Genomic DNA, 14,439 nt, shown 5'->3' with positions numbered 1-14,439 from the left:
CATGGCTTTTCCTTTTTTGTATTTGGTAAGTAGAACTCTAGTAAAAATTATATTGCTTGACAGGAGTTTTGCTGTTAATGTGGAAAATTGTAAATTATGTTATAATACCGTGGAACTGAATCGTCGGAACCGTCTTTGAGAGTCTAAGTCAAATGGAATTAGTATTTGACTTGGGTGTTAGCTTTTCTACAATTAATCGCTGGGAAAATGAAAAGGTTTCTCCTAATAAAATGGCTAAAAAGTTTTAATGTTTTCATCGCTAACACTCTACGTTTAATAGGCAGGGGCAGTTTCTGCGCCAGAAACTACTTTCGGTGGGCTGGCAGGAATTTTTACCGGGTTATGGAGAATACTTTAATTTATATCCAGAATTATGGAATATTGATGCGAGAGGAAGAAGAATTAATGGCTGTAGTAAAACCATTTTGCGGTCTGCGCCCTGTTCCCGAATTGGCAGAAAAGGTGGCTTCGCTGCCGTATGATGTGATGGATTCACAGGAGGCGCGGGCGATAACGGAGAAAAATCCATATAGCTTTTTGCGTGTGACCAAATCGGAGGTTGATCTTGAACCGGATGTTGATGTGCATTCTCCCAAGGTATATGCCAAAGCCCGGGAGAATTTGCGTAAGTTTATTAATGAGAAGATCCTGGTGCAGGATGAAACTCCGTGCTTTTATATTTACAAGCAGAAGATGGGTGATCATGTACAGGTGGGCTTGGTGGCTGCCGCTTCCGTTATTGAATATCAGGCCAACCGGATTAAAAAGCACGAGTTGACAAGACCGGATAAAGAACAGGATCGCATTCAGCACATCGTGACTAGCGAAGCGCAGACGGGAGCCGTCTTTCTGACCTATAAAGCGGATGAGAGTATCAATGCGCTGATGCAGGCGAACATGGAAAAGCCGCCGGTATACGATTTTGTGGCCGAGGACGGCATTGCCCACACACTGTATGTGATTGACGATGTCGCACAAATCAGTGCTATTGAGAAAGCATTTTTGAATATCAATGATTTATACATTGCTGACGGTCATCACCGGTCAGCTGCCGCCGGACGGGTGTATGACCTGTGCCTGCAGGGCAATCATGAGCATTCAGGAGTTGAGGAGTATAATTCATTCCTTGCCGTGATATTCCCGCACAACATGATGTATATTATGGACTATAACCGGGTGGTAAAGGATCTGAAAGGTAAGTCTCCGGAGCAGTTCCTGCAGTTAGTGGCCGAAAAGTTTTCAATAACCGAGCAGGTGGGAGCGTATAGACCTTCCCGGATACATACGTTTGGCATGTACTTGGCTGGCAAGTGGTACAGTCTGGAGGCCAGCGCCGGAACCTATCCGGAGGAGGATCCGGTTAGTAAGCTGGATGTTAATATCCTGCAGCATAATGTGCTGAGCCCACTATTAGGGATTGCTGACCCGCGTACCGATAAGCGGATTCATTTTGTTGGCGGAATACGGGGGATGGCAGAACTGGAACGGCTGGTAAACAGCGGTGAGTATGCCGTGGCCTTTTCCCTGTTCGCAACCTCCATTGAAGAATTAATGGCAATTGCGGATGCCGGTCAGATCATGCCGCCGAAATCAACTTGGTTTGAGCCTAAACTTCGGGATGCTATAGTGGTGCATATGGTGCCCTGCGCTAAATATCTGCCGCAGTGCCCTGAAAATAATTAATGAAACGGCAAACTCTGTTTGGCGGGAACCTTAGGGTTGCAGACAGTTTTTTCGGCCAGCTGATTGAACAAAGATGAAGGGACGGTGGTGATGTCTAAATAAGAAGACAATACCACCGTCCCGGTTCGTCTTGTCCATATTCTAAAGGACAAGTTAGGTATTATGTTATAATATCATTGATATTCTTATGTGGAGTTATTTATACAGTTGTACAGAATTCAATGGAAAAGCTATATAAAACAAGGTAATTTTATTAGGAGAGTTAACTATGGACTTACAGACCAAATTAATTTACTTGTTCATTGACCTAGTCATTCCACTGCTAATCGGTAATGCGTGCCGTCATCAATCCCGGCTGGATAAAGAGTTTTTCCAGCGGATGATCGTGTTTAACATCTGCGGGGTGTATCCCATTTTGACGATACTAACCATGTGGAACTTAAAGCTCAATTTTGCCTTGGTCTGGCTGCCGGTCATCGGTGTACTCATTTGTGTGATTCCTGGTGCTCTGGCCTACCTTCGGGTGAATATCAAATTCAAGAGCGAACTTGACAAAGGAAGTTATATTCTCAGTGCAATTCTGTCAAACACAGCCACTTTAGGCGGCTTATGTGCCTATATTATGTATGGCGAAGTCGGTTTTGCCTATACCCAGATGGTGGTAATGCTCCAGAATGTTGTAATGTTTACCTTCTGTTTTCCCTTAGCGCAATATTATTATCAAAAGAGTATTGGCGCCAGCTTCGATAGGCAGTCAGTGGCCAGGTTGTTTTTGAATCGTAATCAACTGCCGGTGGTGGGAACGGCTATCGGCTTGTTTTTAAATCTAGTGAATATTGGCCGTCCGGCACAATTAGAGGCAATAGTTGACCCGCTGGTGCATCTAGGGGCATGGACGGCGCTATTGCCCATTGGTTATGCCATTGATACTATGGGTATGCGCACATATTATGCGGCAATCACAGACTTGATTCCGATTAAATTGATCTTGACCCCAGCGGCAGCATATCTAATTGCAAGAGTCTTGTTTGCGGATGAAACTATTGTGAATACTATTGTCATTTTGGCTGCTATGCCCACGGCTATTAACACGGTTATCGCGGTACAACTTCATAAGTTAAACGTCGATATTGCCACAGCTGCTTTTGTTCTAACTACGGCGGTATGTGTTGTGTTCGAACTTCCTATGCTATTCGTTTTGATGAGTGGCTGATAACGAGGGGTTAGCAAGAGTTGGTATGCTTTAAAAATGTAAAAGTCTTAGATTTAAGGGAACGATAATGTGGATTTTTAAGCGGCACTGCTTTTCCAGCAGGCCGTATTTTTTTATGGCCAAACATCATTACCAAATGGTTCCACTAGTGGAATTATCATCAGATTGACGTACTATTTAAAAGTTATTAGAATTAATAATGTTAAAGCTAATACATTATGTAAACGGAGGTAGCTCGATGCGATTGACCAACAAGGAGAAAAAAGTCTGGATTAAACATATTACTGGGCTGCTAATCCTTAGAATTCTGAAGGATAGGCCAGCATACGGCAATCAGATCGCCGATGAAATAAAACGAGAAACCCAAGAAACCATCAACCCAAACCCGAATTTTATTTATCCGTTGTTACGCGAGATGGAGGAAAATGGGTATGTTGAAGGCAGTTGGGAAAACCCTAATACCCGCGGCAAACGAATCTATACAATAGCTGAAAGCGGCTTTGTGTATTTTGAGCAGCTCAAAGAGGCTGCACAAGCCAAGTTTTTAGAATTAGAACGTCGCCAGAAGCTAATACGCAGGTTTTTATTTGAAGAATAATTTAGAGGGATGAGGAGATTATGAGTAAGCTAAAGATATTTAAAAACCGCAAAGCTGTAACAATTGGCGGTGCAGTAGTTGCGTTGCTTCTTATTGCCAGCGGCTGGTGGTGGATATCCTCTAGCGGGAAAGTATCCACTGATGACGCCAGAGTGAAAAACAATATAGTTAACGTAAGTACTAAGGTCCCCGGACAAGTAGAAGAACTGCTTGTAAAAGAAGGCGAGCATGTTGAGTCAGGGCAAGTTATTGCCAAGATGGATAGTGCTGCACTTAAAATTCAGGTTGAACAAGCTCAGGCTAATTTAGTGTCAGCTCAAGCCAAGTTAGCGTCACTACAGGCAGGAAACAGGCCTCAGCAAGTAGCTCAGTCTGAGGCAACTGTTGAACAAGCGGCCGCTAATCTTGATAATGCCCGCAAGAACTATGAGCGAGTCGAAAGCTTATATGAAAGCGGTGGTATGTCAGCGCAGCAACGGGACACAGCGCAAACGGGATTAAAGGTGGCTCAGGCCCAATATGATGCAGCGGCGCAGGGATTTAGTCTGGTAAACGAAGGTGCAACAGAGCAAGATCGCCAATTTGCCGAGGCTCAAGTAGCGCAGGCGGCTGCTGCTCTTAAAAATGCTGAGTTGCAGCTGGATAACTCAGTCATCAAAGCGCCGATTGCCGGTACTGTAGCCAAAGCTCCCGTTGACCCTGGCGAAATGGTTTCGGTGGGACAAACCTTATTTAGCATTACCAATCCTGCGGATGCCTGGGTAGAAGTCAATATTGAGGAAACCGATATTGGCAAAGTCCAGGTAGGTCAGTGTGTTGATTTCAAAATAGATGCTTATCCTGGTAAAAGTTTTAAAGGGGAAGTTGCCGAAGTTGGTGCGGCTACCGGTTCACAATTTGCCCTTTTACCGTCAGACAACGCCAGCGGGAACTTTACCAAAGTAACCCAGCGCATCACTGTCAAAGTTAGGGTTATTGATAATAGTAATGTTGAATTAAAAGCGGGAATGTCTGCGGTCGTTGACATTCGTACAAGGTAGGTGTTTGCTGTGAACACAGCTAGTGCAGGAGGACAACCTAATAAATATTTTGTGCTGTTTATTGTTTCTTTAGGGACGGTATTAAGCGGCTATGTAAGCAGTTCCTTAGATATAGCACTATCCAATATTATGAATACCTTTGGTTTTACCATGGACACTGTTACCTGGGTACTGCTTTCCTATATGATTCCCTACGGTGCTACTTTGCCGATTATGGGAAAGCTGGGTGATCAGTTTGGCCATAAAAGAATGTATGTAGGCGGCTTGATCTTGTTCACTGTCGCCACGATGATGGTCGGGTTATCCTGGAGCAGTGCCAGCGTGGTAATTTTTAGGATTCTGCAAGGAATCGGGGCGGCAATGTTCTTCCCAAATGCTATGACCATAGTAGCTAATGCCTTTCCTCCTAATGAGCGGGGGCAGGCTATGGGGATGTGGGGTGCGTTGGCCGCCTCGGGTGCTGCCCTGGGCCCTACTATTGGCGGCTATATCGTTGAATATCTAAACTGGCGAATGCTATTTAACAGTATAGTACCAATCGCTGCTGTTGGTATTATTTTGGCAATCACTGTATTAAAGGAATCCGAACTTAATAATACTTCGGCAAAGATTGATTACTTCGGCGGCTTAATGCTGGTATCAAGCTTAAGCTCCCTTATTATTATCCTTAACCGCGGGTCAAAAGAAGGTTGGACTTCACTGTATATTGTCAGCCTGTTTATAATAATGTTTTTAAGCATGGCGGTTTTTGTTTATGTTGAAAGCCATAGTAAAGACCCGCTTGTCGATATTAGTTTATTTAAAAACAGTACCTTCGTAGCAGCTAATGTAGTCGGGTTTTTAACCTTTATGGCCTTGATGGGCGGGCTGTTTCTAATTCCTTTTTTCCTGAGAAATATTTTAGGATATACGCCCATTCATGCCGGCATAGCGCTAATCCCGCTTATTGTTTCGATGATTTTCTTAGCGCCGCTCGGAGGAAAACTAGCTGACAGAGCCGGGGGCAAGACGCCGACTATGTTAGGAATGCTCATTCTATCAGTGTCACTATATTCTTTTCACACTATGACCGCTGATACTAGCTACCCGTTTATCGCCGTACGCTTAGTTTTCATGGGAATTGGACTGGCACTAACAATGTCACCATTATCTAACGCGGCTATGGCTACTTTGCCAAAAGAAAAAACCGGCGTTGGCTCAGGTGTCTTCAACCTATTTAAGAATGTTGGCGGCAGTGTTGGTATTGCAATACTCGGGACACTGCTTGATCAAAGACAGATCTATCACACTCAAATTTTATCGAATTATATAGATGTTTCATCTTCTATCGCTCAGCAAACTGTTGCCGGTATCCAGGCAGTCTTTATGCAAAGCGGCATGCAATCAAGTCAAGCCTATGCGGCAGCACTTAGTGTCTTACAAGGTATGGTGACTAAACAGGCAGCAGTAATGGCCTATAGTGATTTATTTAAAATAGCAGCCTTGCTTGCCAGCTTAGGTATCATTGCGTCCACAATGATCAGGAATATCCCGAAAAATAATGAGACTAGCGAAATAGAGGGTGAAAAAGAACCAGTTCCCGCAGCAATTCATTAGAACATCTGATCTTACGAAACATAGAAAGGGCATTAATATGATTTCAAGAAAAGTGCTGTTAAGTACCGCTGCCGGGGCGGCAATTATGCTGCAAAGTATTGTTGTTTTTGCTGATCCGGTTCAGGGGATTTCGTTAGATGATAGCGTGGCTTTAGCGCTAAAAAATAATCCAGCCATAAAAATGGCAGTTGATGACCAGCAAAAAGCTGGGTGGGTAGTAGATGAAGCTAAAGCAGGCAGAGCACCAACACTAGCTATAGGAGCAGGTTCCAATCGCGCTGACGGACCTGGGCAAGCAGCGCCGGGAACAAGTTATAACAGTTCGGTTAAAATGAACTGGACATTATATTCTGGCGGCAGGATTGAGGGACTTGTCGATCAGGCCGAGTTGAATGCTATAATCAGCGACCTAGGGGTTGATAAAGCCCGTCAACAAGTCAAGCTTGATGTTACTGCCGCCTACTACGGCGTGCTTCAGGCTAATGATATGGCCACCGTAAATAAAGAAGCAGTTGAGTCATTAACGCAGCATTTAAAAACGGTTCAAGCCCAGTTTGACAGTGGGGTTATTGCCAAAGCGGATTTACTTCGTTCAGAAGTTGAACTTGCCAATGCCCAGCAGAATTTAACCAAGGCGCAAAATACCTTTGAGATAGCCAAGTCAAATCTTAATAATATAATCGGGGCACCGCTTGACACTCAGCAAATATTGAACAGTCAATTGACGCATACCGATTTTAATACCTCATTAGATGACTGTATTGCCTACGCGCTCAATAATCGACCGGAAATACAGCAGTCCCAAAATGGTATAGCGATAGCCGAAAAAGGTGTTGACATTGCTGAAAGCGGCAATCGTCCGACCGTTGCCTTCGGCGCGACAGACGGTTGGAGTGGCAATGAATTCCCCGGCCAAACCAATAACTGGTCAATGAACGTTATGGCCAATTGGAACGTGTTTGATGCTGGGGTTACTAACGCCAAAGTAAATCAAAATAAGGCGTTAGCAGCCAAAGCCAAGGATCAGGATTCCCAGCTGCGCGGCAATATAGAGCTGGAAGTACGCCAGAACTATATGAATATGCGCGAAGCTGAAGAACGTCTGCAAACAACTCAAGTTGCCGCAAATAAAGCAACTGAGGACCTTAAAATTGCCAAAACAAAATATTATGCCGGTGTAGGCACCAACCTAGATGTAATTGATGCACAGTTGGCGCTGACCCAAGCCAAGACAAACCATGCTCAGGCGCTGTATGACTATAATGTTAATATGGCAAAACTAGAGAAATCTATGGGTGTTAAGGTATAAAACAAAAGGGGACAGAGAGGATGTCGCGAAAGGCATCCTCTCTGTCCCCTTTTGTTTATATATCAGAAAGTTTTACTCCTTGTCAGGTTGAACTAGCCAGATTGACCGCAACATGGTAGAAGACCGGGATAAAATCAGTAAATTTAACGGTGAGATTCGCAGGGTCATCTAACTCCCCCACGTGTTATCACGTCTGATGGTGAAATTATTAGTACAAACGAGAAAATCTTCCAGCCGAAGCTATTGTAGGTCTACCTGTTTCTTCCGGAGTTATAGAGGGACGAGCATGTGTCAAATTTAACTAAAACTTTATCTAATTTAACAATAATTATGAAAGGAATTTTCTTTAAAACAGTGAACAATAAGCGTATAAAGGCTAATAATCATTGAAAAATGATTATTAATTAAATAATTTTAAGTTAAATCATTAAATGTAGGGGTGTCATGCTGTATGTCTCTTTTTCAATCTACTCGTAGTAAATTGATTTTTCTGGGGAGTTTGATAGCAAACGGTATAAAAAAAGATGAGAAATCTACCATGCAATCTTGCGAGGGATAAATCGGCAGAGTATCTTTGAAGAGGAAGAAGATAAACAGGGATGGTTCCGGCGAGTCAAAATTAAATTTGCTGTTAGGCGATACGGAGATCTCCAGTTGGAGGTGACAGGTAGTTTACGACCTGAATCTATCTCATTAAGGAGGCCATCAGGTGAAAGTATCATTAAGACAACTACATCTTAATGACTTAGAAATAATAAAGGATTGGTATTCAAATATTGATGGGGCAAAATATCTTTCACGGTATAAACCTAAAAATTTTGATGGAAAACAAACAATTAAAGCTGAAGAATATGCTTGGTACATAGCCCAAGTCAATGAAATAGATTGTGGAATGGTATTTTTAGAAAAAGAAAATTTATCGGATGATATAGCTACTCTTGGGATAATGATAGGACAGCAAGAATATTGGGGAAAAGGTATAGGAAAAGATACAATAAGTCTGATTATTAAGCGATCACAAGGTATACTTAGTTTTAATAAAGTTCGCCTAAATGTGAAAAAAACTAATACTAGAGCATTAAGATGCTATACGAACTATGGTTTTTGCATCAGTGGAGAAGGCGAGAAAGTTGCCAGCGATGGGCTAAAGGTAGAGTTCTTTAATATGATTTTAAATTTGACATGAACTTTATATTTTGTAAACCTATAATTGCTTTCAGCATAATAATCCGAATACCGAAATCAAACATCTTCTCAATAGTAACGTCTTAGTTCATTAGAAATATTTAATGTAATACTCGCTGATTTGATTTACTAAAGGATACATATATGGAAATTAATTCAAACAGAACAGCATGGCTGATAATGCTAAGTTCAGCCGCAATTTTGGCGATTACTATGGGTGCAAGACAATCAGTTGGGCTTTTTGTTTCACCAATTGATACAACAACTGGCTTAGGTATCGTTTCAATCAGCTTTGCTCTCGCTGTAGGGCAGTTTATGTGGGGTTTTGCGTAGCCCATTTTTGGAGCGATTGCTGACAAAAGAGGTTCTTATGGAGTGCTTGTATGTGGAGCTTTCATGCTTGCAGGAGGATTAGCTCTTACTCCGTTCGTTAATTCAGAGTGGTCGCTGATGTTAACTATGGGCATTTTAAGCGCAGCAGGAGCAGGTGCTGGGAGTTTTTCCATACTAATCGGTGCCACATCCCAGCAGTTACCTCCTGAACACCGATCTTTTGCTGGCGGTTTTATAAATGCGGGAGGTTCATTAGGACAATTTATCTTTGCACCGCTATTACAAGCTATCATTAGCGGATTTGGTTGGGTTGCCGCCATGTTTACTATGGCGGCAACAACTCTCCTCACAATTCCCCTTGCTTCACTGCTATGCGGTAAACGATCTCCTGAAATGGTAGTTGCAACAGAGCAACATTCAATGGGATTGCTTCAGCAAATACGTCTCGCAATGCAGGATCGAAGCTACCTTTGTCTTCATGCCGGTTTTTTTACGTGCGGCTTTCATATTGCATTTCTGGTGACACATTTGCCAGGAGAAGTTGCGTTATGTGGGCATTCAGCAGATGTATCTGCGGCTTCATTGGCTATCATTGGTTTATTTAATATAGCAGGCAGTTTGTTTGCAGGCTCACTTGGTTCTCGCTATCGGATGAAGTATATACTTGCTGTAATGTACGGTAGTCGCGCTGTAATGATCGGACTGTATCTCTTGGCTCCCAAAACGGTCTTGACATTTTATATTTTTGCTATATCGCTTGGTTTTACATGGTTGGCGACAGTGCCTCCAACAGCCGGTCTTGTAGGAAAACTGTTCGGAACAAGATATTTAGCTACACTTTTTGGAGTGACGTTGCTTACCCATCAAATTGGAGGATTTTTAGGTGCATGGCTAGGCGGCCTTTCTATGGCGAATGATGGTAATTATCTGTGGATGTGGTACGCGGACATTATGTTAGCATCTTTAGCGGCACTAGTTAACCTTCCGATTCGAGAGGACAAAATAAGCATGTGAGTATATAAGATAAGAAGAAGCAAGGGGACGCAAAATCTGCTTCGCAACAACACTTGATTTTATGCTTCTGGAAGGGGACCGGGGTCTGGCACAACAGAAGCAAAGTATACGTCCCGGTGTTTCTTCTACGTCCCGGTGCTTCTTCGGGGTTGTCATGAACAAGTTGCTACGCATCATATTCTCGGTATTGAAGAACAAGCAGGCGTTTCGTTTAATTTCCCCTGATAGACAGGTTGAAATGTATCAGAAACAACTAAAAAAAGCGGCTTAACGAAGAAGAGAAACCAAACATTACATATATACCTTTCTCGAATATAGTTCGATATTGTGAAAGGCTTGTTTGCTGTACTTATTTTTCCTCAAACAAAAATTGTGGATAAGGACTTGACTTTAATTAGCTGGTCTGCGTTTCTTATGAACGGGGAGAATTGTAATGATCTATATAACCGGGGATCTGCATGGAGAAATTGATAAGGACAAATTGACTACGAGATATTTCCCGGTGCAAAGGGAAATATCAAAAAGTGATTATCTTATTGTTGCAGGGGATTTCGGTTGCATATGGTCTGGCGATAGAAAAGATAAATGACTTACTTGTTGGTATCGTAGAACTCTTCCATCAGGAATGGCAGAAAGGCAGTATGCTGGTTATACGAGCAGGCAAAATATAGTTTGTGTGAAGATCACGCAAGCCGGTGAAAATCTTAATCATTTCGCTAGGAAAATCTCGCTCGAAGAGGGTACGTTCTAAGTGATTATTTGGAACCATTAAGTATTTGGAGTGTATCACAATTTCCACGATTGCATAATGAAAATTTGTATGTTTGCGATTTTTTTGATAATAATCCTGCTTTTAGGGGGATATGTTATTATGAGCCGTGGTAGCGGTCATGATGTTATAACGTCGTCATCAAAAAAAGATCATTGTGATTTATGGAGAAAATAGGGATTCGACAAAATGCATTATAATATATATAATAGTTACTATGGGTAACTATCTGGGTGTTAGGAGAGAGAGATACCGTGACTAAGGATGATAGGGTTATTCCGATATTAGAAGCTTTGTGGCTTGCCAAAAAAGCACTGGAGTGTATGCCACAATTGCCGAAAAATATGAAACCCAGCCATATTCGTGTGCTGCATGTGATTTATAAGAAGTATAGTGAAAATGGCAGCGTCCGGGTTTCGGATGTAAGCACTGCTATGCAGATTACCAAACCAAGTATTACAAAACTGATAAACGAACTGGTGGATATAGGAACTGTAAAAAAAACGGTAGCAGCGAATGATAAAAGAATTGTACAGGTGGAACTTTCTCCTTTGGGCAGGGAATGTGTACAGAAGTATGTTCTGGATTATCATGCAAAATTAGCGGATTATTTTTCTGAACTGGATCAGGAGAAATACTTTTCTATGATAGAAACCATTGAGTTTGTTTACCAGTCTATGAAGACAATAGCGAAAAGATCCTAAATAACGAAAGGTGGATTCACTTGAAAAAAATATATATTTGTTTATCTTTGTGTTTAGTGTTTTCCCTGTTTGCAATGGGATTATCTCTGGCTGCCGGTATGCCGTCGGAACCGCCTCAGGGGTTGCCTCCCGGCGGCGGAACGCCAGGAGCAACGACTGCTGTCTCCGCTACCGAGGGAGATTGGACATTTAAAATTGTCACCGCAGGCGATAGTGTCACCAGTACGATTACTGCCTATGCCGGCAAGAATAAGCATACGGTTATCGTGCCCAGCGTGCTTGGGGGTGCCAAGGTTACAGCGATTGCCGCTCAGGCCTTCGGGCACCATAATGAAATTGCCGCAGTCTATGTGCCGGATACGGTTGAGAAGGTGGAGGAATGGGCGTTTTACGATCTTAATACGGCAACCATAATTTCTTTTGCCAATCCCCAAGTGGAGATTAAGGACGGAGCCTTTATGAGCAGCGGTAACGCTGTGCTCTATCTCCCGGCTGGAACGGCGCAGAAGTCGGCAGGCGGCAAAGATGTTGTAACCAATAGCACGGAAGTGGTTTCTGTTGCGCTAAAAAATGAAAAAAAAGCGGCGGTTGCCGGCGGCGTCTACCTTAACATCGGGGCAGCTGCCAAAGAGAATCAAATAACAGCAGCAGACATTATTGCTGTCGCCAGCGGTGCTTTTGCTCAGGAAACCAATCCGGAAAACGGTGCGGCGGTGCTTGCGTTTAGCGGCGATGACTATAAGGTCGCCGAACAGAAAGTGGTTATTGCCGACCAGTTTCAAAATATTGTAAGCAGTGACAGTCTTAATAAAACATTCCGGGTTCTGACAAAAGAAGATGCTGCCCAACTGAATCAAGTGATTGCAAGCAGCAGCGCGTACAGCGAAGTGAAAAATCTTTTCAATTTTACGGAAGGGTATTATCTTAATGGCAACAAGGTTACCCTGGATAAAGACATTGTGGCTTATGATATTTCCACTGGTGAAGAACTCTATGGACCCAACCATACAGCGAACCCGCTCCCGAATGCAAATCCCAATCTGCATTACCAGTACGTAGCGTACCAGGACAAGGATAATGACGGCGACCTTGATGTTCTCTATTATTCACCGTATCGCCTTGCCTATAACTATGGTGCAGTAAATATTGCCAGTGACAACGCCAATCTCAATGGCCTCAGCGCCCGCACATCCTTGAATCCCAATTATCTTGCTTTTGCCAATGCTATTGTAAAAGCAAAAGGAAGCAGCGATGACCAGGTCTATCAGCAACTGGAGGCCAACACCGCAAAAAGCGGGGATAAAATCGGAGCCGGAATCAATCAGGAACGCAGCGTGCTATGGGCGGACGACTATGGTACGATCAAGGTTGATCACTTACAGGCTTTATCCACTTCCACGGGGAACTGGGCCAAAATGTCCTATGAGTCCGGTCTTAGCGCTTATAATACGGAGTTGGTTATGGAATGGGGCATGAACGCCGTGCTGTACGCAACAAATGGCGGTATTGTTACGGCTGGCAGCCTGAATGGCGAACGAAGCAGCATCTATGCGAATGGTGACGGCGCCAACGGTGTTTTGGCAGGCGGGGCCGGAAGCAAGGCCGGTACCAATGATGTTAAGTCGGATACGGCCAAGGTCTATGTATACAATACAGACTTTAACCTGGAGGGCTGGAATAACCATGTAGCTGATGTTGTCTACGGCGGCTATGCTTATCTGGAGAATGTAAAAGCCGCCACTGGCAAGCCAGGCAGCTATGCCGTGGGCCAGGGTTCGGCGCTGGCGAATGACTTTGGCAACGGTGTTGTAGATGCCAAGAATTTTCATACGACAGTGTACGGCAATCGTTCGGCCGGCATTTATGTCATCGGCGGCGGGGTTGTTACCGCCAGGGACTCCTCTTTCATTTCGAAAATGGATGCCGGACTGGTAGTGGCATCAGGGGGGACTTTACGCATGGATGACAGCCGGGCAACAGGCCAGATAGCCTTTAGAAACCGGGGCGGTATCACGCCGGAGTCCACTTCGGTATTTAATAACGTCTCTTTCATTGCTGCTAAGGACGTTACCGGTTATGTAACCGGCGAAAAGGCCGCCCAGGCTGTGAAAGCCTGGAAATCTGCCAGTGGCGGCACGGCTCTTAGCAATTATATGATGAGCGATCCGGCAATGACTATTGGCCGGCTTTGCCAGAATTACGGGATATCCCAAGACAAAGTAAAAACTCTGCTGGCTGCCCTTGGCAAAACGGCAGGTAAAGCCTATACGGAAAAGACTCTGCTGAGAAACAGTATTTTGGATAATACCTTCTATAATTATTCCGCCGGACAATATTCCGGCGATACCGACTTTACTCCTATTCCTTATCTCACAGTTGGCAGTTCCTTCGGCGGTTTGACAAGCTCGGTCTTTGAGTTTGAAGCCGCCGGCGTGAAGCTGGAACTGAATAACAGTACGTTCAAGAACAACAATGCTGCTGACTATAACTACCTGGTGGCTTCGGAGGCGGGCTCAGCTCCCATACTTCAATTCACTCAGTCGAATGCTGCCGGCATCATTTGGAATGAAGGCGATATAACCCGTGCTGTCGAGGGGCGCAGCGCCGATAGAAGCTCTTCGCTCACAGTTCATTTTACTGACTCGGCTTTTACAGGTTCTTTTGCCGACGGTTCTAATGGATTATGGGAGGTAGCAGGGCTTGACTATACGGACGCAGCCGGCGATAAATCCGGTCTTAACGGCAACTATTACCAAGCAAAAGCTAATTGGAAAATATCTGCCAGCTTCGACAAGGAATCTGTATGGAATGTAACGCATGATTCGTATTTGGGCACCTTAACGCTTGAGAATGGTGCAAAAGTCCAGGCGCCGGAAGGCTCATCCCTGCGTATGACAGTCGACGGACGGGAAACTAATTTAGAGCCGGGCACGTATAAGGGCCAAATCATCATTCAGGTTATTAAAAACAGTTAAATACTGCAGATATTTAAAAC

The 14,439-nt window shown here is 43.8% G+C and carries 12 protein-coding genes; all 12 read left to right on the top strand.

Going from position 1 to position 14,439, the window contains the following annotated elements:
- The first annotated feature begins 342 nt into the window (after positions 1-342).
- The 12 genes from SALPA_RS05020 to SALPA_RS04970 all read left to right on the top strand — a co-directional run bounded on the left by SALPA_RS05020 (position 343) and on the right by SALPA_RS04970 (position 14,419).
- Entirely contained in the window at positions 343-1,683 is a 1,341-nt protein-coding gene (locus SALPA_RS05020) for a DUF1015 domain-containing protein (RefSeq protein ID WP_255450831.1), read from the top strand.
- A 268-nt stretch (positions 1,684-1,951) separates the two neighbouring features.
- On the top strand, positions 1,952-2,896 hold the full coding sequence (locus SALPA_RS05015) for an AEC family transporter (RefSeq protein WP_145090469.1): 945 nt from the start codon (positions 1,952-1,954) through the stop codon (positions 2,894-2,896).
- A 238-nt stretch (positions 2,897-3,134) separates the two neighbouring features.
- Complete coding sequence (locus tag SALPA_RS05010) at positions 3,135-3,494, top strand: PadR family transcriptional regulator (protein ID WP_145090466.1); 360 nt, start codon at positions 3,135-3,137, stop codon at positions 3,492-3,494.
- Positions 3,495-3,514: 20 nt separating this feature from the next.
- Positions 3,515-4,534: an HlyD family secretion protein gene (locus tag SALPA_RS05005; protein WP_145090463.1), complete on the top strand. Its 1,020-nt coding sequence runs from the start codon at positions 3,515-3,517 to the stop codon at positions 4,532-4,534.
- Positions 4,535-6,130 (top strand): DHA2 family efflux MFS transporter permease subunit, encoded by a 1,596-nt coding sequence (locus SALPA_RS05000; RefSeq protein ID WP_145090461.1) that lies wholly within the window; start codon positions 4,535-4,537, stop codon positions 6,128-6,130.
- A gap of 52 nt (positions 6,131-6,182) precedes the next feature.
- The gene (locus tag SALPA_RS04995; RefSeq protein WP_222427876.1) at positions 6,183-7,439 is read left to right on the top strand and encodes a TolC family protein; all 1,257 of its coding nucleotides are present in this window, start codon (positions 6,183-6,185) and stop codon (positions 7,437-7,439) included.
- Between the two features lie 709 nt (positions 7,440-8,148).
- A complete protein-coding gene (locus SALPA_RS04985; protein WP_145090455.1) occupies positions 8,149-8,625 on the top strand; it encodes a GNAT family N-acetyltransferase in 477 nt (158 codons plus the stop codon).
- A 143-nt stretch (positions 8,626-8,768) separates the two neighbouring features.
- Entirely contained in the window at positions 8,769-8,957 is a 189-nt protein-coding gene (locus SALPA_RS31370) for a hypothetical protein (RefSeq protein WP_255450829.1), read from the top strand.
- A gap of 3 nt (positions 8,958-8,960) precedes the next feature.
- The gene (locus SALPA_RS04980; protein ID WP_304624556.1) at positions 8,961-9,971 is read left to right on the top strand and encodes an MFS transporter; all 1,011 of its coding nucleotides are present in this window, start codon (positions 8,961-8,963) and stop codon (positions 9,969-9,971) included.
- A 524-nt stretch (positions 9,972-10,495) separates the two neighbouring features.
- A complete protein-coding gene (locus SALPA_RS28810) occupies positions 10,496-10,642 on the top strand; it encodes a hypothetical protein (protein WP_186450916.1) in 147 nt (48 codons plus the stop codon).
- A gap of 352 nt (positions 10,643-10,994) precedes the next feature.
- Positions 10,995-11,444 carry a MarR family winged helix-turn-helix transcriptional regulator gene (locus tag SALPA_RS04975; RefSeq protein ID WP_145090453.1) on the top strand — a complete coding sequence of 150 codons (450 nt, stop codon included), beginning with the start codon at positions 10,995-10,997 and terminating at the stop codon, positions 11,442-11,444.
- A gap of 20 nt (positions 11,445-11,464) precedes the next feature.
- Positions 11,465-14,419: a hypothetical protein gene (locus tag SALPA_RS04970; RefSeq protein ID WP_145090450.1), complete on the top strand. Its 2,955-nt coding sequence runs from the start codon at positions 11,465-11,467 to the stop codon at positions 14,417-14,419.
- The last annotated feature ends 20 nt before the right edge of the window (positions 14,420-14,439 follow it).

Origin of the sequence: Sporomusa sp. KB1, assembly GCF_007830295.1 — a bacterium.
Classification (GTDB): domain Bacteria; phylum Bacillota; class Negativicutes; order Sporomusales; family Sporomusaceae; genus Sporomusa.
Note: the sequence above shows the minus strand (reverse complement) of the source record. Positions and strands in the feature narration are given on the sequence as shown.